The sequence below is a fragment of the Pseudomonas sp. BJa3 genome (assembly GCF_026343815.1).
GTDB classification, from domain to species: Bacteria; Pseudomonadota; Gammaproteobacteria; order Pseudomonadales; family Pseudomonadaceae; genus Aquipseudomonas; species Aquipseudomonas soli.
This window is the reverse complement of record NZ_JAOXMC010000007.1, coordinates 269,019-286,652: the sequence shown is the minus strand read 5'-3', so window position 1 is coordinate 286,652 and position 17,634 is coordinate 269,019. Positions and strand designations below refer to the sequence as shown.

The window sequence follows — 17,634 nt, the reverse complement described above, 5'->3', positions numbered from 1 at the left end:
TGTCTATCCGTCGGTCGAAAGCGAATCGGGGCCCGTCCTGGCTGGCAGGTACAAGCTCATGCAGGTGCCCTCGCCAAGCCGGCTGGACACCTCGATCATGCCATTGCTCTGCCGGGCGAAGCCATAGGCCTGACTCAGGCCAAGGCCAGTGCCCTTGCCGAAGGCCTTGGTGGTGAAGAATGGCTCGAAGATCCGAGGCAGCACCTGCGGGTCGATGCCCTGGCCGTCATCACGCACATCGAAGCGCACGAACTGCCCGTACAACCCATCCACCTCCCCGGACAACTGCACACTTTCGACCACCAGACGGATCTGCCCGGTGGCGGCAATGGCGTCGCGGGCGTTGAACACCAGGTTCAGCAAGACCATCTGCAACTGCCCGGCGTCCACCTCGATCAGCGGCAAGTCAGGCTGTAACTGGGGTAGCAGTTCGATCTCCCGGGGCAATGCGTGCTCCGCCAGCCCACAAATGATATCGATCGCCTCGGCCGGCACGATGCGCGTGATGCTGAGTTGCCGATGCCGGGCAAAGCTGAGCAGTTGCTGAGTCAACTGGGTGCCGCGCTGGCCGGCATCGAGGATATGCTCGAGCAAGCGCCTCACGCGTGCCGGATCCTGGCTGCTGCTGGCAAGCCGCGCAGAGCTGAGGATGATGGTCAGCAGGTTGTTGAAGTCATGGGCCAGGCCCCCGGTGAGTTGCCCCAGGGCCTCGAGCTTTTGCGCCTGGAACAGTTGCGCACGCATGCCATCGAGCTGCAGGGCCGACTCGCGGCGATCAGTGATGTCGCGGGTGACCTTGGCCAGGCCGATGACCTCGCCTTGTGCGTCGCGAATCACATCCAACGCCGCCAGCGCCCAGAACTGCGTGCCGTCCTTGCGCACGCGCCAGCCTTCGTCCTGCGCCTTGCCTTCTTCGAGTGCCTGGCGCAGCAAGCGTTGCGGGCGGCCGTCGGCACAATCCTGGGCGGTGAAGAACAGCGAGAAATGCTGGCCGATGATCTCATCGGCATCGTAGCCCTTGATCCGCTGCGCGCCAGCGTTCCAGGACACCACATGGCCGGTTGGGTCGAGCATATAGATGGCGTAGTCCACCACCGCCTGGACCAACTGCTCGTAGCGTGCCTCTGACATCACCGAATGGGTGGGGCGGTCTGTCGAAACCATGCGAGCTCCACAAGCACCGCGAAAGGACATATTGAGCGTAGTCAAAAGTCCAGCCTGTACTGCCCCTTATACGACGATCGTCAGCGCTCGCGTTCCACCACGGTCGGCACCAGCTTGCGCGGCATCGCCACCTTGAGCAGCCACCCCCCCACCAACAGGATCAGCGCTGCGCCTGCAAAGGCGAGCAAGCGCCTGGGCTGGGCAGCCTCCTGGTCGAAGCCGAGCATCAGCAGGTAACCACCCAGGCTGATGAAGCCCGCATACAGGAACGCCGCCAGCAGGCAGACCAGCAGGAACAGCAGGCGCCAGAACAACTTCGGGCGGATACGCCGCGTTGCGTCCGGGCCAGGGGAAAGCGATGACATGGCAACAGGCCTGGTTGGATCCAATGCGCGACAGTGGCGCAATGGCAGCATCCTGTCAATTGAACTATAGTGCCCGCGCCCCGGATCCCACAGGAACCATCATGACCTTTAACCTTCGCATGCAAGGGCTGCAGGACGACCTGATGCGCAGCGCCAGCGAACTCGATGAACTGAGCCAGGCGCTGGACGGCCATGTCCGTTACCTGCGTCATTCGATTCATCAAGCCGATGCGCACGCCATGGGTGGGCATGTAGATGACCTGCGCCATAGCGCCTGTGAGATGCGAGATATCGCGCGTGCTATCGAACCCTGAACCTCAGGGTCTGTACGAAATGTGTCTGCGCGAAGGCCAGACAAGGCGAAACGGGGGGAGGAACGGCCGGGGTCGCGCCCGACTGTACTGGAGTACATGAGCATTCCGAGCCCCGTTTCAACGCAGTATGGGCGAGTGCAGATACATTTCGTACAGAGCCTAGGCTGGTTGACGCTTCTATAACAATAGGTTATAAAGCGCGCCTGATTGTCTGGGCCAGGCTGCCCTGCGGCGCGCCAGCCAATCGTGCGAGTGTGGTGGAATTGGTATACACAGCAGACTTAAAATCTGTCGGCGTGAGCCTTGCGGGTTCGAGTCCCGCCACTCGCACCATCTTCTGTCGATGAAGGCGCCCTTGCGGCGCCTTTTTCGTACACGCCGGAAATCCGCCGCGCAGCTGCTAGAGTGGAACCTGTCCCTGTTCACTGGAGCGCCGCCATGCGCTATAGCCTGCTCGACGGTCAACGCGACTTCATTCTGCTGCTCGCCCGCATCCTGCTGATGATCCTGTTCGTGCTCTCCGGCTGGAGCAAGCTGACCGGGTTCGAAGGCACGGTGGGCTACATGACCTCACTGGGTGCCCCCGCGCCGATGCTGGCTGCGGCGATCGCCGTGATCATGGAGCTGCTGGTCGGCATCCTGTTGATCCTGGGGTTCTACACCCGTCCCCTGGCCTTGCTGTTCGCCCTCTTCGTGCTCGGCACCGCACTGATCGGTCATCCGTTCTGGAACATGGTCGAACCTGAGCGCAGCGCCAACATGACCCAGTTCCTGAAGAACCTCAGCATCATTGGCGGTTTGCTGCTGCTGGCCGTCAGCGGTCCCGGACGGTTCTCCCTCGACCGCCGCTGAGGACTCGCGTCGACATCAGTCGTCGCAGTCGTCATGCCAGGCCGGGTAATCCTCTTCCTCATCGAAGTCGTCGAGTGACTCTTCGTCCTCCTCGACTTCATCAAGAGCCCCGTAGGCATCCGCCTCGGGGTCGTAGCCCTCGTGGAATTCTGGGTCGAGCAGATGGTCGTGCTCAGGTTCGTGCAGATCGTCTTCGTCGTGCATCACAAGCTCCAGTAACAACGGCAGGCCTGTATAGGCGTATCGGCTCACCGGGTCAATCCTCATGGCACTTAACCCCGGCTTAACCGACCAGGCGCACAGTGCAGGCTCTCCCTTCAAAAACGTTCTTTGCCCGCCGCCCTGGCGGGCATTTTTTTGCCTGGGCCTCCCTCGCCCGATGAACCGAGTGCCCTTTCAGAGCTCGCATGCGGTACAGGATCTATATCATCAAGGAGGTTTTCAGCATGACCGTGAACATCGACAACCTGATCATCACTACCCCAGTGGCGAAGTCATCCAGCAACCCAGTGGCGCTGGAATTGACCGGCGCCCAGGCACTCGCCAGCCTGCCCCAGGTGATCAGCCGCCTGGCCGATGGCGCCGTGCGCATGAACGCACCGACCAAAGGGGCGGCGAGCAAGAGCACCCATCGCACCCGCTGCGAGTGGAAGGAAGCGGTCTACTGGACGCTGGCCAGCGCCGGCCGGCATGTCAATCACCAACGCATGGTGCTGGAGCGGGTCAACTCGGCACAGAAGGTGGTGATCGCGCAAATGCATGTAAAAGATGACGACAGCCCGGCGATCAAGGTGTTCTGGAACAAAGGGAAGATCACCCTCGGTTTTCGCCAGGACTTCAACCAGGTGACACCGACCAGCAGCACCGTCCTGGCCGATGTGCCGTTGGGCATGCCTTTCGACATCACCATCGAGGTCACTGCGACAGGCGCCGCTACGGTGTCGGCCGCCTGCACCGGCTGCACCGGCAGCAGCGGGATGCTGAAAATGGCCGCGAGCTGGAGTGGGCGAACATTCAACTTCCATGGCGGCGTCTATAACCAGGTGGATTTCAGTGACAGCACGCCCCCAACGGACGCTTCGACCTGTGTGATCAGCCAGCTCGATTTATTTCACCACCAGGTCGATACATTCATCTGAATGCAATAAATCAAGGCATAGCGCCATCATCTCAGGTCGGATTCCGCCGCCTTGCCTTGGACTGCGAGGTAAATCACTGAAACGCCTAGGAATCCGCAATGCAATTTGCTCGTCATCTGATCGCCGCCAGCCTCATCGCCCTGACCACCGGGTGCGCCAGCGGCCTGAACTCCGTGCAGGAACAGGAGCTCGGCTACTACCGTGCGCAGAATCTCGAAGTGAGGGAGAAAAGCCCAGGTGCCGCAGCAGCCCTGGGCCTGCTGCCCGGTGGTGGTTCATTCTACGGCCGTGCCTATGGCTATGGCGTCGCCAACCTGCTGCTGTGGCCTGTCTCGATCTTCTGGGACCCAGTCAGTGGCTACAACGCGGCCGAATCGATCAACTACCAGGCCATCCGTGCCCATGTTTCACGCATGAAGAAAAGCCAGATGGATGCGCTCGACACCAGGTTGATCTCTGAAGAAATCGATCCCAAGCATTACGCCTTGGAAAGACGCAAGATTGATGAAAAATTCAGTAACGGTTACTAAGCCCCTCCAACCTGTGGCCTTCACGAAATTCTGACAATCGAGAAGGCAGACTGGCTTGGCTTCGATACGTTCTGTTCAACCCGCCGGTCTGGCGGGTTTTCTTTTTTCTGGGCCTTCATCAGCGCCCTGTTCGTTCGTTGACAACATTTTCACTTCCGCTGTGCCAAGGTGGAGCCTCATCCGTGAAACATCCTTGGCCCGCACTCCCCAGCGGGCCTTTCTTTGCCCGCTCAGTCGAAGGCACCCTTGAGCAGTTCGTGAATCTCGCCTGGGGCAACGGTTACCAGGATCAGGTCCACACCCGCCTGCATCCACTCGTAGCCGTCAGAGTGCGGCAGCTGGTCCAGAAGCCGAGCATCGAGCGTCTTGGCAATACCCGGAGGAAGCGGCTTGCCACGGGCCAGATTCTGCTGGATTTCGGTTATCCGCATTGGTGCGCGAAGCCATGACCATGGCGCAAGATCTCGTAACATTTATTATTCGCCCGGTTTATGAACCCAGGTCGGGTCAATGCTGTCCGATTGCCATCGGTTACCGCCGAGGTCGTGAGCGCCATTAATGGTAGTGGCCTGAATCGACCTCGAACCCCGGTTCAACTGGCGCGCGCCTCCCTCTTTCGAGGACGGCGCCCTCATTTTTTCAAGGCTGAAAGAGCGCATCATGAAACATAACATCCTCCTCGTCGCCGTCTGTGCCGCCCTGCTCCAGGCATGTGCCCCGGCTTCCACCTCCCATGAAGGGACGCCTTCCATGCCGGCCACCACCTCGTCTGCCGCAACCCAGCCTGAGCTCTCGGCCTACTACTGGAACCTGGCATCGGCCAGCGATGCAGCCGGCAAGCCTATCGCAGCCCTGGCCACAAGCAACGAGCGCAAGTTGCGCCTGAATTTCGGTGACCAGCGCCTGAACATCAGCGGTGGCTGCAACAACCAGTTCGGTGGCTACAGCTACCAGAACGGTGTCCTGAAGGTGCAGCAACTGGCTTCGACCATGATGGCCTGCGACAAGCGCCTGATGGACCTGGATGCCGAGATCGGACGCCAGTTGAAAGGTGATCTGCGTGCAGCCTTCAGCGGCGAAACTCATGCACCTGTGCTGCAATTGACCACCCAGGACGGCTCGGTGCTGAAGTTCCAAGGCGAACCCACTCCGGAGACCCGCTATGGCAGCAAAGGTGAGACCAAGTTCCTGGAAGTTGCCGCCAAGACCGTCAAGTGCAGCCATCCGCTGATCCCCAACTATCAGTGCCTGCAAGTGCGCGAGCGCCGTTATGACGACGCTGGCCTGCAACTGCCGACCCAGGACAACTGGCACCCGCTGTACCAGTCCATCGAGGGCTACGAGCACCGTGATGGCGTGCGTACCGTGGTGCGTGTGAAGCAATACGAATGGAAGAACCCGCCGGCCGACGCTTCGTCGCAGGTCTATGTGCTGGACCTGGTGGTCGAGCAGGACGCTTCGGGCAAATAATTGTCTGTCAGCGCAGGCCGCCCTGCAGCGGCCTGCGCCTGGAGCCGACGGCGACCGTGAAACGGCTCAGGTAAGCGCCGCGTTGACCTGCGCACTGTCCACGTATTGCTCCATGCTGACGATCTTGCCGTTGTTCAGCCGGTACAGATGGGCAAAGCTAGCAGTCATCGCCTTCCCGGTCTTGCGATAGGTGCCCGAGTAGACGCCAAAGGCGGCGACGCGGTCGTCCTCGGCCAGATAGGTATGCACCTTGGCCTGGTAGCCATCCCATTCGGTGGCCAGACGATGAAACACACCCTCCATGATCGCCTGGGGGCCGACATAGGTACCGGCATAAGGGAAGCCAGCCGCCTCGGTCCAGGTCACGTCCGCAGCCAGTGCTGCCAGAAGATTACGGCCATTCTGTTCGGCTGAGCCTTCGTACGAGGCTCGAATGATGTCCAGGTTGCTCCTGCTCATGGATTTACCCCCACGTTCAGCTCGCGAATGAAAGCCTGCGGATCTGAAAAGATAGCGCTGGCAGGTAACAACTGCATGGCGCTGTCCGCTTGTTGCAGAACGAATGTCGGCACGCCTCGACCGCCCACGCGACGCAACAAGGCACGCCCCTGCCCCACACGATCATCGTTGGCCTGCAGCAAGCCCGAATCCGGACACGTCAGCCGCTGCGCGGCGGCATCCAGACCCAAGTCCGCCAGCACTGCTGTCAACGTCTCCAGTCGAGTCACGTCCAGGCCATCGACATAGCGCGCCGCCTGAATCGCCTTGAGCGCTTCGAACTCGTGCTCAGGCGAAGTCAGGCTCACTGCGCTGAGCGCCAGGGTAGACGGAGCACTGTCGAACCCCTGAAGACGGTCGGCGAGTACCTGGTCACGATAGCGTTCACTGAAGACCTGCCCGGTCAGGCGCTCGATACGCTGGTCGTTGCTCCAGGCGTAGGCCGCAAAGTCATCATCCATGGCGCGAGCACCGCTGCCAGAAAACAGCCCCGTCGGTATCAGGCGCGACGCAATGCCCGTGGATTCGAGAACCTGAGGCAGCGGTCCCCCTGCACCGTAGCACCAGCCGCACAGTGGATCGTAGAGGTAAACCAGGGTCTTGTTCATAGTGACGCGCCTTGAATGGAATGCCTCGAATCTTATAGCGCGCGAATTGACATTTAAACGCATACAAAATAAACACACTGTATGTTATTGGCATACATCAAGGGTAAATCAATGACCGGCGCTTCCAGCCTGAACAGGCTTGCGTACTTCACCGCGGTGGTCGAAACCGGCTCCTTCACCGCCGCTGCCGAGCGCCTCGGCATCACCAAGGCCGTGGTCAGCCAGCAGGTGGCGCGACTGGAAAGCGACTGTCGCACCACACTGCTGGTTCGCAGCACGCGGAAAGTCCGCACCACCGAGGCGGGTCAACAGTTCTATCACCGCTGTGCATTGATCCTCAAGGAGGCTGAAGAGGCTTTCGAGGAATTGTCCGAAGCCGCCAGCGAGCCGACGGGCACCCTACGCCTGACCGCCCCTTTCGATTACGGCATCGGTGTCGTGGTGCCGGCCATTACCGCATTCTCGCAGCGATATCCGCAGTGCAAGGTCGAGGCACACTTCAGCGACCATACCCTGGATCTGGGCGCCAACGATCTGGACCTTTCCATTCGTGTTGGCTGGATTACCGAGCAACATCTGCAGGCACGGCGAATCGGCGAGTTTGCGCAACGATTGGTGGCCGGCCCTCAGTGGCAAGCGCGAGTGGACAAACTGCAGGCCCCGGCGGATCTGGCCGAGTTGCCGATCGTGGCGAACCTGGCGCTGCGAGAACCGACCCGTTGGCTATTTGCCAAGGGTGCCTCGCAGCGCGAAACAGTGGAGATGAAAGCCAGCCTGTCGCTCAACGCCACCTTGGCAGTGCGCGAAGCCACGCTGCTCGGGGCCGGGCTATCGGTCCTTCCGGACTATGTGGCTGAACCTGACCTGCAAGCAGGCCGGCTGATCGAAGTGCTGCCGCAGTGGTCGCTGCCCCGAGGCGAGATCCATGCGGTCTTTCCAACGGCCCGCTTTCGCCCGGTCAAGGTGCGAGCATTCATCGAGCTTCTGGCAAGCCGCCTGGCTTAATGACTGCTAGCCGGCAGCCAACTTCAGGATTGGCTCTTTTTAGCATGGAACGGCGCGAAGGTCATACCGAAGAACCAGCCGCCGATCATTGCCAGCCAGATCGATTTGTATCCCTCTACGTTGTAGGCGCACCAATAGTTGATTGCCGTTATCACAACGAACATCGAGAAAAACTGCTTGCGAGAGTACCTGTTCAGGTAACGGGTGGCGGCTGCGTCCAGTTCTTTGAGTTTCTTCATTGCGTTTCATCCTTGAATAACCAAAACCGCAGACATGGATCTGCGGGGTTTTGAATGGTGGAGACCGAGACCGGAATCCAACCGACGTAAACGGACTTTGCTTTTAATGGCTCGAAGAGATCAAGTTTTCACAGAGTCTGCGAAGGCGCCTTTCCAGGTAGCTCAAGGCTGGAATCGCGTGGCGCACGCGTGGCATAGCCATGTGCGGCGCCATTCTTCCAGCTTGTCGTACTGCGCAACGTTGAACTTCCAGTGGCGCACAAATCCGATCACACCGATGGTGGCGAGCGTGGCTCCGATGAAGAACCTGGTCCAATCGACACCCCAGTAAGTGTTAATCAGCTTGAGACCATCGTAGAGGATGATGATACCTACTCCGGTCATGATCACAGGACCCAACAGGCGTTTGCCCGGGGGCGGACCTACGCTAGCAGCCAAATCGGTCTGATGCCGACCAGTTGTTTCTATCGTGACAGGACCATAGCTGGAGTTGCTCTGGTGAGTTGCTTGAATGCGAGTGGTACCAGCAGCGTGAATCACGGATAGCAGCTGGACATTTTGGCCTTGGCAATGCGGGCAGCAGATGGCGTTGTTGCTCACCACGTAATCATTCCTTTGAGGGGTGAAAAGCGGCCATTCTAAGGCAATTGCATACAGCAGGGCACTCAAAAAAGGGATCACCGAGCGCGTTTACCGTCGCGTCGGCGCAATCGCCACCCTGGCTGTGGCGAGCCTGAATCAGAAATGAAAAAAGCCCAGCGCGACGGCTGGGCTCTATTACGCAAGGAGATAGAAGATCATGGAGTCCAGTAAGCAATCTTGCCGGCTGCACCAACAGCTACAAAATTGCCGTTACCGTAGGCGACGCTGCGGATATCGGTTCCTGCGAAAGTGTTGGCTTGCTGAACCCAGCCGATCCCATCCTCGGAAACGGCTGTCTTGCCGCCGTCGCCGACAGCTACATACTTGCCATTACCGTAAGCAATGTCGCGGATGATGGTTCCACCGAAACTGGTATCTTCAACAGCAGTCCAGGTAAGCCCATCGGATGAATATGCCATCTTGCCATCCGCACCAACGATAAACATTTTCCCGTTGCAAAGCTTCATGGAAAGGATGGTGCTAGTGCCGAAGGTGCTGGTTCTGGTCGCGAATGATTGCGGATTACCCGTTGGCATCTTCACAGCGCTAAGCAGCTTCCCATTCGATCCCGCAATCAACACAAAAACGCCAATGACGTTGACGCAGTACACAGTCTCGCTAGAAGTGAAGGTCGTAGTGCGCTCCACCGTGCCTGACCAATCCTCATAACGGGAAAAGACTTTACCGTTAGACCCAACCAGTATCCAGGTCGCGATGTCGCCGTAAATTGGCTGATAATACACAATGCCATGCAAGTCTACATACGCGCGAGCAGCTGCCGTAAGGTCTGTCCAATCCCTTAAAGGGCGTGCAATGCTGCCCTGGACCACATTGCCGGATTGAGAAAGGCCTTGAAGCGTTGTCCCAAGACCGTTCCAGTACAGCTCGTTGAGGACCTTTCCGCTATCAGAGGTGACGGCGCCCTTGAGCTTGGTCCACGCTGTACCAGTTGCGTCTCCAGTGACAAGCTGAGTGGTTGTGGGAAGACCGTTGCCACCAGCCGCATAAAACTTGCCTTGCGCAAAAACCACGCGCCTAAGCATGCCGGTGTTCTCCACCGGGTCTACTTGAGTCCAAAGATCTTGCAAGGTTTGAGACGCCGAGTTTGCGTTATCCATTTTAAACTCCGTTACTGAGCTGATTTAAGTTCAGGCCTCTGTATTGGGCGTATGGCGCTCATGGGCGATGGTTCGAGACTCGAGGTCCTCTGGCGAAGATCAGGGGTGACGAGGTTTCACCAACCTCAGACCTGTCGCTGATGTGGGAAATTATGCCACACGAACACTGTATATTCAACCAGTATTCTGAAATTTTTATTCAGGGAACTTCGACGCATCCACCGCGTTTGAGTGGACACCCGGTACCTGTAGCAGCTTCTGCGCGCTCGCCGGCTTTCGTCAGCTTATCGAGGTCGTCGGCAGCAGCGGCCGCCTCACCTGACTAAACCCTGATACCAAGAACAGCAATATCACCCTGGCTCATACTTTCCTCCAGATAATAAAAAACCGCCCGGAGGCGGTTTTCATGGGAAGCGATGTCCTACTGATACCTTTCATTCACATAGATGTGATTATAGGGCTCCTTCCTTTTGAAGGCGTCATCCCAGGAGCGCGAATAGAAGGCCATATAGCTGACTTTTGTGATTTTCCATCCTGAGTTGGAGTCTTGTCTTTCCAGGAGGTACTTGAAGGCCGATCCCTTCTTCTTGTTCGCTTGCTCGCTGGAGTCAGTTGATGCCCCAGGATCAGGCGGAGTTAGATTCTTGATCGACGCCGTTACAATCGCTCTTGTGTCTGACTGTACGTCTACCGACTCAATAGTTCTCTCGTAGCTCTCCGACACGTCAGAGCATGTCATCGCGTACTCAATTGACTCTCCTGCAATCTGCTTGGTCTTCTCTTCTAGCTTCGCCCTAGATTTCACGAGCTCTCGGCAGAGCTCATCATCCAGCTTGATTGCAGCATCCTTGAGCGCCCACCATGACTTCACGGTCATGTCTGGTGATACAGCAGACACTTTCACATCAGAAGCCTGCTGGATTGCACTTGAAAGCGCAGCATTATCGCCGCCCTTATCAAAACACCCAGCCAAGACGGTTCCAGCCACTACCACCAGTCCCAAACGCTTCATGCGCGCCCTCCTTGTTGATGAGGGCAATCTACCACAGCCAGGTGACGTCATTAGTAATCTGGTCGGTACGCCGCTTCGCGCTCCTTCACATAATCGTCATAACGCCCTTGGAGGTAGCCAAATCCAGGCTTTGAAGCGTCGAAGGTTCCGATTTGAAATACGAATCCGGTGCTGACATCAGTATCAACGATGTCCAGAAGGTCGAACCAATACGGCTGGGTTTCGATAAGAATGCCCGTATCCTGCGGAAAGTACTTCTTCACAATTTCGATATTTTGACCAGGAAGGAACTCTTCCGACTTTTGAATGAGGGGTTGACCGGTTGCGGTGTCTACCCAATGGAAGGTGAATTTATAGAAGCTGGAGGCACGTTCGTATCCTTGCATCATCAATGATTCCATGAAAGCGAAAAGCGTAATGATAGCAACATGCCACCTCAAGGATCCAGCCTGTCCACCTATCCACCCTGGATGGAAAGCCAGTATCGGGGACGGCCGGTGGCGTAGTAGCGTTGTGCCTTTGAACGACATTACAGAGTTTGGGGGTCCAGTGACGCTGTTCAAAAAAGCTATGCAGCTGATCCGAAATGAAAGCAAGCGCCCATGGTCGGAGGTCAATAGCTGGGCACTAGCTCTGATAGGCGGGCCCAGTTTTCTAGTCGGCAGCTTCTACCTATGGAAAGTTAAAGAGGTTGCGCCAGACATCCTGCACGCTACGGAGCAAGGCGGGGTTACATCATTGGGGATCGCTGCTTATGGCATCGTAGGCGTGATGCTCATTGGTTCCTGGCATTTTCTGACTATTGCCAAACGTTGCTCTGAGGTACTCCGGCAGCGCCATTACAATTAGTTCAAGCCCGGCCAAGCGCCCGGCTGGCGCCTCCGTTCATCGGGAATCACGTTGGTCTGTCGGCCCCCCTCTACAATCGTCATTAACGACCCACGTTAAGCGTTAACGATGATCATCAGCTTCCGTTGCCAAGAAACGCAGGTGCTGTACACGACTGGCTCCTCCCGTAGATGGGCGCCAATCCAATCTGTCGCGCAGCGGAAACTGACGATGTTGAATGAGGCGGTCGCCCTGAAGGACCTCAGGGCACCTCCCGGGAATCGCCTGGAAGCACTACAAGGGAACCGGCAAGGGCAATACAGCATCCGAATAAATGATCAGTACCGCATTTGCTTCACCTGGGATGCTCAGGGGCCTGAAAACGTTGAAATTGTAGACTACCACTGAGGTGACTTGTGTTTACTAACGGTATGCGCCCGGTCCATCCGGGTGAGATCCTCAAGGAAGAGTTCCTCCATCCACTGGACCTCACAGCAACAGAGGTTGCCCGGAGGCTTCACGTCTCCGCACCGACTGTTCTGGATATTGTCAACGAGAAACGCGGCATCACAGCCGATGTAGCATTGCGCCTTGCAACCTGTTTTGACACTACCCCTCAGTTCTGGACGAACCTCCAGTCTGCTTACGAGTTGCGCAAAGCCGAAATCGCGCACGGCGCGGAAATACAGCAGCAAGTGCAAAGGGTCGTGGATAACGCTGATACGTAGGCGCTAGCTTTGAGCCCCCAAGCGTCCTTCGGGCTGTCCGCCTGCCGCTCAGAACCATACTTCATACGCATGTGCCCCATTCTATACGTTATAGAATGGGGCTTTATGCATACACGGCCAGCCTTAAGGCCATCATTGGAGCCCTAAATGACTGAGCCCACCTTCGCCTTCAGATGCCTCGGTCACACCGAGCGTGACAATGATACGATCGTGAGTAGACCATCGAGGTGTCCAGCTCGCGCAATGGTCGAGTTGAGGTACTGGAGGTAGAGCCCGATCACCTCACCTCGGCCCGAAGCATGAAAAGACTTCTCCTAAATCGATGCATGTTTTACTCAGCCACCCAGAATGATCATGTAAAGACCATCGCTGCGATGTTTGATGCTCAAGACGCTGAATCAGAACAAGAGCGCCTGTAACGAACAATCTCCTCATGCAGTGACAGCCGGTCGTGAGGCATTGTCCGCCGACAAGCGAGCCTACCCGCCACCCCATCCGGTCTATCCTTACCCTCCCAGATCACTCACATGAAGGGTGCAAAGATGCCCGACAATGAGAAGCGGAGATTTGCCGAGGCGCTGGAGCACTGGGCGGAGGCTGTGGATGCTATCCGCGCCAGGGATCGGGCCGAGGCCATTGCCCAGGTCGAAGAGCTACGGAGCATGCACCTGATGCGGGCTTTCCACACCAGCGCGCTATGGGAACACTATGCGTGGAAACGCCGGGGCCAGGGGTGAGCCCAGACGCAAAAAACCCAGCGCGGGGCTGGGCTACTTCTCTTTCTTTGGCGGCTCGCCTTCATCCTTTTTAGGCTTCCCGAACAGCCAATACGCAGCGATTCCGTACAACCCTAGGACCGTAGCTGTTGTTGAGGTAATGAAGGCTACCGCAACCGTGTCAGTCAGATGAAATTTGATGTAGTCGAACCATGGAAGGATGGGAGTGAACCATTGCCCAAAACCTTGCAGAAGAACTACGAACCAAACCAAGCATACCCAAGCAACCGCTTCAGCGAAGCACGGGACAAGGCAGCGAGAAAGCTCACCGCCGACGGCAACACCGATTTGGCCGCCAAGGTTCGGCAGTTCCAGTTCCGTGACATCCGACCAAAGGCCGCCTCAGAAATCGAGGACATCAGTCAAGCCAGCAGGCTGCTTGGCCACTCCAAGGAGGACATCACAAAGCGGGTGTACCGCCGTGTCGGTGAGGTCGTCAGTCCAACCAAGTAGAAGGTTGATGCGGAAACGATGCTGATTATGCGGAAACGATCTGCTTTTCTCGGCACAAAGAAAAACCCCGCAGACCTAGATCTGCGGGGTTTTCGAATGGTGGAGGCCGAGGTCGGAATCGAACCGGCGTAGACGGATTTGCAATCCGGAGCATAACCACTTTGCTACTCGGCCTCAAAGTCGGAGTCAGCTTTCGCTATCTCCTTGAAACCGCTGGACTTTTTCAAGTCAGCTGCGTTTCGATGGACGCCATTATGTCGGCATTCGATGCACCTTGCAACCCCCTTGAAGAAAAAAATCTTCAAGGGGTTCAAGGTGTTAGCGCAGGCGCCCGAGCTTGCTCCACAAGCCGACCAGGGTATTCTCCACTGCCCCGCTAGCGGCCACACCGATGCGCTCCTGCAGGCTCTTGCGCTCGGCGAAGCGCAGGTGGAACACATTGGCCTCGCGGGCGCTGCGGCTCAGGTATTCGTCGCTGGTGCCCAGCTCGTCGACCAGCTGGCGATTGAGCGCAGCGATGCCGAGCCAGACCTCGCCGGTCGCCACTTCGTCTATATGAAGCTGCGGGCGGTAGCGGGCGACGAAATCCTTGAACAGCTGGTGGGTGATGTCCAGGTCTTCCTGGAACTTCTCCCGGCCCTTGTCAGTGTTCTCGCCGAACACGGTCAGGGTGCGCTTGTATTCGCCGGCGGTGAGCACTTCGAAATCGATGTCGTGCTTCTTCAGCAGCCGGTTGACGTTGGGCATCTGCGCCACCACGCCGATCGAGCCCAGCACGGCGAACGGCGCGCTAACGATCTTCTCGCCGATACAGGCCATCATGTAGCCGCCGCTGGCTGCGACCTTGTCGATACAGATGGTCAGCGGGATGCCGGCCTCGCGGATGCGCGCCAGCTGCGAGGCTGCCAGGCCATAACTGTGCACCAGACCACCGCCGCTCTCCAGGCGCAGCACCACCTCGTCACGCGGGGTGGCGAGGGTCAGCAGCGCGGTGATCTCGTTGCGCAGGCTCTCGGTGGCCGAGGCCTTGATGTCGCCGTCGAAATCGAGGACGAACACCCGGCGTTTGTCCTCAGGCTTTTTCTTCTGCTGTTTTTCCGCCTTGGCCTGCTGCTTGCGCACAGCCTTGAGCTGGGCCTTGTCGAGCAAGCCCGACTCCAGGCGCTCGCGCAGTTCCTTGTAGAACTCGTTGAGGCGGGTGACCTGCAGTTGCCCGCCCGGCTTGCGCCGCCCTTTGCCACGCAGGCCGGCGATGGCCGACAGCACCACAAGGATAGCGATCACCAGGGTGGCGGTTTTGGCGAGAAAGCTTGCGTATTCGGCAAGAAACTCCACATTGACTCCTTGATAAACCAGCGCCGCAAGGGCGCGAACTGGATGCAAGCATACCGGGGCGCCAGAGGCGCTGCCAGCGGGTGAAAATGCTGGCAACACAGTTCAAACGACCTTTTCAAACACTTGTATGTTTTTTCGTTGACAGCCCGCCTGGGGCAACCTAACCTCGCAGCAACCTCCAACCGGGCCGGACTTCAACGTGGGAAACCTCTACCTGATCCGACATGGCCAAGCCTCCTTTGGTGCCGCCGACTACGACGTGCTGTCGCCCGTGGGCGAACGTCAGAGCCAGGCGCTGGGTGAACACCTCGCCCAACTGGGCCTGCGCCTGGACCGCTGCGTGGCGGGTACCTTGCGCCGCCAGCAGGATACCGCCCGCCTGGCCCTGGACGCGCTGCATGCCCATGGCAACCCGGTGCCGGCCATTGAGACCGATGCAGCCTTCAACGAGTTCGACGCCGATGGCGTGATTCGCGCCCTGCTCCCGCGCCTGCTGCCTGAAGAGCCCGAAGCCCTGCATGTACTGCGCAACGGTGCCCAGCACCGCAGCGAGTTCCAGCGCCTGTTCGCGCTGATGGTGCAGCGCTGGCACGACGGCGACCACGATCACGACGACCGCCTGGAAACCTGGCAGTCTTTCACCAGCCGGGTCGGCGACGGCCTGGAGCGCCTGCTCGACAGCGCCGCCAGCGGCGACAACATCGCCCTGTTCACTTCCGGCGGCACCATCGCCGCCCTGCTCCACCTGGTAAGCGGAATCACGCCGGCTCAGGCATTCACCCTGAACTGGCAGATCATCAACACGTCGCTCAGCCACCTGAAGTTCCGTGGCCGCGACGTCACCCTGGCTTCCTTCAACAGCCAAGCCCATGTGCGGCTGTTGCGGTTGCCGGAGCTCGTCACCTACCGATGAGCCCGGTCTGTTGTGTCCTTGCGGACGCGAATATCACTTAACAAGGAATACACCATGAGCGATGTAGCTAAAGCCGTCGAGGCGATGAAGGCAAAATTCAACCCTGCAGCTGCCGCCGGCCTGGATCTGGTGTTCGGCTTCAACATCACCGACGAAGACAAGCACTACGCCCTGCTGGTCAAGGACGGTACCTGCGAGATCCAGGAAGGCGAGAACGCCGACGCCAACTGCACCCTGGTAATGGACAGCGAAACCCTCAAGGGCATCGTCAGCGGTGAAACCGACGGCATGCAGGCCTTCATGGGCGGCAAGCTGCGCGTCGAAGGCGACATGATGCTGTCGATGAAGCTCAGCGAGCTGTTCCCGGCCTGATTGGCGCGGTAGATCGCGAATGAAAAAGACCGAAGCCTGATGCGCTTCGGTTTTTTTTCGCCCGCGCAACGCCGGTCCATCAGGGCCATTGATCGGCCGGCAACACCCAGGCCAATAAGCGCCTGGCACGCTTGTACCAGCTTCGACAGGAAATTAGATTAGCCAATAGTCCTTGCTATCGATCATAAGGAAATCGCATGACGCTCACCGACCAGTCCACCCAGGTACGCCCCGGCGAAGAACTCGACGCGGCCGTCATCGATCCGTACCTCAAGGGTCATATACCTGGCCTGCAGGGCAGCCCGACCATCAGCCAGTTTCCCGGTGGTGCCTCGAACCTGACCTACCTGGTGGCCTACCCGGGCAAGGAATTCGTCCTGCGCCGCCCACCGTTCGGCCACAAAGCCAAGTCGGCCCACGACATGGGCCGCGAGTTCCGTATCCTCAACCAGCTCAACGCCGGTTTCCCCTATTGCCCCAAGGCCTTCGTGCACTGCACCGATGAAGCCCTGATCGGCGGCGAGTTCTACGTGATGGAGCGGGTCAACGGCATCATCCTGCGTTCGGACATCCCCGCCGAACTCGACCTGGACGCCGGTCGGACCGAGGCACTGTGCAAGAGCTTCATCGATCGCCTGGTCGAGCTGCACCAGGTGGACTACCAGGCATGCGGCCTGGCCGACCTGGGCAAGCCGGAAGGTTATGTGCAGCGCCAGATCGAAGGCTGGGCCAGCCGCTATGAAAAAGCCCTGACCCCCGACGCGCCACGCTGGGAACAGGTGATCGCCTGGCTGCGCGAGAAAATGCCCGCCGACCACCCGCGCCCGGGCATCGTGCATAACGACTACCGCTTCGACAATGTCATCCTCGACAGCACCAACCCGATGCGCATCATCGGCGTGCTGGACTGGGAAATGGCCACCATCGGCGATCCGCTGATGGACCTGGGCAACAGCCTGGCCTACTGGATCGAGGCCGGCGACCCAGCGCCAGTTCAGCTGATGCGTCGCCAGCCGAGCAATGCGCCGGGCATGCTGACCCGCCAGCAGTTTGTCGACTACTACGCCGAGCGCGCCGGCATCCGTATCGACAACTTCGACTTCTATTACTGCTACGGCCTGTTCCGCCTGGCCGGCATCGTCCAGCAAATCTACTACCGCTTCTTCCACGGCCAGACCCAGGACAAACGCTTCGCCCAGTTCATCCACATGAACAAGCTGCTGGAGCACATGAGCCTGCAACTGATCGGCAAATCCAGCCTGTAACCCGGCCC

Annotated in this window: 24 protein-coding genes, 2 tRNA genes and 1 pseudogene; 14 read left to right on the top strand and 13 right to left on the bottom strand. The window is 58.6% G+C overall.

Annotated elements, in window-relative coordinates:
* Window positions 1-3 precede the first annotated feature (3 nt).
* Both OH705_RS11205 and OH705_RS11200 read right to left on the bottom strand, forming a co-directional pair.
* Window positions 4-1,164, bottom strand: a complete 1,161-nt coding sequence (locus OH705_RS11205; RefSeq protein WP_244891299.1) for a two-component system sensor histidine kinase NtrB — start codon at window positions 1,162-1,164, stop codon at window positions 4-6.
* Between the two features lie 80 nt (window positions 1,165-1,244).
* A complete protein-coding gene (locus OH705_RS11200; RefSeq protein WP_031314446.1) occupies window positions 1,245-1,529 on the bottom strand; it encodes a hypothetical protein in 285 nt (94 codons plus the stop codon).
* 101 nt (window positions 1,530-1,630) lie between these two features.
* Here OH705_RS11200 and OH705_RS11195 point away from each other — a divergent pair, with 101 nt between their 5' ends.
* From OH705_RS11195 to OH705_RS11185, 3 genes are all read left to right on the top strand, one after another.
* On the top strand, window positions 1,631-1,843 hold the full coding sequence (locus OH705_RS11195; protein WP_023628792.1) for a hypothetical protein: 213 nt from the start codon (window positions 1,631-1,633) through the stop codon (window positions 1,841-1,843).
* 248 nt (window positions 1,844-2,091) lie between these two features.
* Window positions 2,092-2,176, top strand: a tRNA-Leu gene (locus tag OH705_RS11190).
* A gap of 105 nt (window positions 2,177-2,281) precedes the next feature.
* Window positions 2,282-2,695: a DoxX family protein gene (locus OH705_RS11185; RefSeq protein WP_023628793.1), complete on the top strand. Its 414-nt coding sequence runs from the start codon at window positions 2,282-2,284 to the stop codon at window positions 2,693-2,695.
* 15 nt (window positions 2,696-2,710) lie between these two features.
* Here the strand turns inward: OH705_RS11185 and OH705_RS11180 are convergent, their stop codons facing one another.
* Window positions 2,711-2,899 carry a hypothetical protein gene (locus OH705_RS11180; RefSeq protein ID WP_267302234.1) on the bottom strand — a complete coding sequence of 63 codons (189 nt, stop codon included), beginning with the start codon at window positions 2,897-2,899 and terminating at the stop codon, window positions 2,711-2,713.
* 242 nt (window positions 2,900-3,141) lie between these two features.
* Between OH705_RS11180 and OH705_RS11175 the strand changes: the two genes are divergently transcribed.
* Both OH705_RS11175 and OH705_RS11170 read left to right on the top strand, forming a co-directional pair.
* Window positions 3,142-3,834, top strand: coding sequence for a polysaccharide lyase family 7 protein (locus OH705_RS11175; protein ID WP_267302213.1), 693 nt, complete (start codon window positions 3,142-3,144; stop codon window positions 3,832-3,834).
* A gap of 98 nt (window positions 3,835-3,932) precedes the next feature.
* Window positions 3,933-4,364 (top strand): hypothetical protein, encoded by a 432-nt coding sequence (locus OH705_RS11170; protein ID WP_267302212.1) that lies wholly within the window; start codon window positions 3,933-3,935, stop codon window positions 4,362-4,364.
* A 230-nt stretch (window positions 4,365-4,594) separates the two neighbouring features.
* Here the strand turns inward: OH705_RS11170 and OH705_RS11165 are convergent.
* Window positions 4,595-4,780: pseudogene (locus tag OH705_RS11165) on the bottom strand (anti-virulence regulator CigR family protein); the annotation flags it as partial.
* A gap of 244 nt (window positions 4,781-5,024) precedes the next feature.
* Here OH705_RS11165 and OH705_RS11160 point away from each other — a divergent pair.
* The gene (locus tag OH705_RS11160) at window positions 5,025-5,834 is read left to right on the top strand and encodes an META and DUF4377 domain-containing protein (RefSeq protein ID WP_023628799.1); all 810 of its coding nucleotides are present in this window, start codon (window positions 5,025-5,027) and stop codon (window positions 5,832-5,834) included.
* Between the two features lie 66 nt (window positions 5,835-5,900).
* On the opposite strand, the gene OH705_RS11155 is transcribed toward OH705_RS11160, so the two are convergent.
* A complete protein-coding gene (locus OH705_RS11155; RefSeq protein WP_023628800.1) occupies window positions 5,901-6,293 on the bottom strand; it encodes a nuclear transport factor 2 family protein in 393 nt (130 codons plus the stop codon).
* Entirely contained in the window at window positions 6,290-6,940 is a 651-nt protein-coding gene (locus OH705_RS11150; protein ID WP_267302211.1) for a DsbA family protein, read from the bottom strand. The genes OH705_RS11155 and OH705_RS11150 overlap by 4 nt, the downstream gene beginning before the upstream one ends.
* Window positions 6,941-7,051: 111 nt before the next feature.
* Between OH705_RS11150 and OH705_RS11145 the strand changes: the two genes are divergently transcribed.
* Window positions 7,052-7,945 carry a LysR family transcriptional regulator gene (locus tag OH705_RS11145; protein WP_023628802.1) on the top strand — a complete coding sequence of 298 codons (894 nt, stop codon included), beginning with the start codon at window positions 7,052-7,054 and terminating at the stop codon, window positions 7,943-7,945.
* 23 nt (window positions 7,946-7,968) lie between these two features.
* Here OH705_RS11145 and OH705_RS11140 read toward each other — a convergent pair whose 3' ends face one another.
* The 5 genes from OH705_RS11140 to OH705_RS11120 form a co-directional block, all read right to left on the bottom strand.
* Entirely contained in the window at window positions 7,969-8,184 is a 216-nt protein-coding gene (locus OH705_RS11140; RefSeq protein WP_094010461.1) for a hypothetical protein, read from the bottom strand.
* 162 nt (window positions 8,185-8,346) lie between these two features.
* Window positions 8,347-8,784, bottom strand: a complete 438-nt coding sequence (locus OH705_RS11135) for a hypothetical protein (RefSeq protein ID WP_267302210.1) — start codon at window positions 8,782-8,784, stop codon at window positions 8,347-8,349.
* 197 nt (window positions 8,785-8,981) lie between these two features.
* Window positions 8,982-9,944 carry a hypothetical protein gene (locus tag OH705_RS11130; protein ID WP_094010463.1) on the bottom strand — a complete coding sequence of 321 codons (963 nt, stop codon included), beginning with the start codon at window positions 9,942-9,944 and terminating at the stop codon, window positions 8,982-8,984.
* Window positions 9,945-10,365: 421 nt separating this feature from the next.
* Entirely contained in the window at window positions 10,366-10,956 is a 591-nt protein-coding gene (locus OH705_RS11125) for a hypothetical protein (RefSeq protein ID WP_267302209.1), read from the bottom strand.
* Window positions 10,957-11,006: 50 nt separating this feature from the next.
* Window positions 11,007-11,345: a hypothetical protein gene (locus tag OH705_RS11120; RefSeq protein ID WP_267302208.1), complete on the bottom strand. Its 339-nt coding sequence runs from the start codon at window positions 11,343-11,345 to the stop codon at window positions 11,007-11,009.
* A gap of 568 nt (window positions 11,346-11,913) precedes the next feature.
* On the opposite strand from OH705_RS11120, the gene OH705_RS11115 reads away from it, so the two are divergent.
* The 4 genes from OH705_RS11115 to OH705_RS11100 all read left to right on the top strand — a co-directional run bounded on the left by OH705_RS11115 (window position 11,914) and on the right by OH705_RS11100 (window position 13,741).
* A complete protein-coding gene (locus OH705_RS11115; protein ID WP_267302207.1) occupies window positions 11,914-12,192 on the top strand; it encodes a type II toxin-antitoxin system RelE/ParE family toxin in 279 nt (92 codons plus the stop codon).
* A 23-nt stretch (window positions 12,193-12,215) separates the two neighbouring features.
* On the top strand, window positions 12,216-12,512 hold the full coding sequence (locus OH705_RS11110; RefSeq protein ID WP_416383576.1) for a HigA family addiction module antitoxin: 297 nt from the start codon (window positions 12,216-12,218) through the stop codon (window positions 12,510-12,512).
* A gap of 542 nt (window positions 12,513-13,054) precedes the next feature.
* Window positions 13,055-13,249, top strand: coding sequence for a hypothetical protein (locus tag OH705_RS11105; RefSeq protein ID WP_267302205.1), 195 nt, complete (start codon window positions 13,055-13,057; stop codon window positions 13,247-13,249).
* A gap of 168 nt (window positions 13,250-13,417) precedes the next feature.
* Window positions 13,418-13,741, top strand: coding sequence for a hypothetical protein (locus OH705_RS11100; protein WP_267302204.1), 324 nt, complete (start codon window positions 13,418-13,420; stop codon window positions 13,739-13,741).
* Window positions 13,742-13,841: 100 nt separating this feature from the next.
* On the opposite strand, the gene OH705_RS11095 is transcribed toward OH705_RS11100, so the two are convergent.
* Window positions 13,842-13,915, bottom strand: a tRNA-Cys gene (locus tag OH705_RS11095).
* A 144-nt stretch (window positions 13,916-14,059) separates the two neighbouring features.
* On the bottom strand, window positions 14,060-15,076 hold the full coding sequence (gene sohB / locus OH705_RS11090; RefSeq protein WP_023628805.1) for a protease SohB: 1,017 nt from the start codon (window positions 15,074-15,076) through the stop codon (window positions 14,060-14,062).
* 199 nt (window positions 15,077-15,275) lie between these two features.
* On the opposite strand from sohB, the gene OH705_RS11085 reads away from it, so the two are divergent.
* From OH705_RS11085 to OH705_RS11075, 3 genes are all read left to right on the top strand, one after another.
* Window positions 15,276-15,989, top strand: a complete 714-nt coding sequence (locus OH705_RS11085; RefSeq protein ID WP_267302203.1) for a histidine phosphatase family protein — start codon at window positions 15,276-15,278, stop codon at window positions 15,987-15,989.
* A 54-nt stretch (window positions 15,990-16,043) separates the two neighbouring features.
* A complete protein-coding gene (locus tag OH705_RS11080; RefSeq protein WP_267302202.1) occupies window positions 16,044-16,361 on the top strand; it encodes an SCP2 sterol-binding domain-containing protein in 318 nt (105 codons plus the stop codon).
* 197 nt (window positions 16,362-16,558) lie between these two features.
* Complete coding sequence (locus OH705_RS11075; protein WP_102683326.1) at window positions 16,559-17,626, top strand: phosphotransferase family protein; 1,068 nt, start codon at window positions 16,559-16,561, stop codon at window positions 17,624-17,626.
* Window positions 17,627-17,634: the final 8 nt, after the last annotated feature.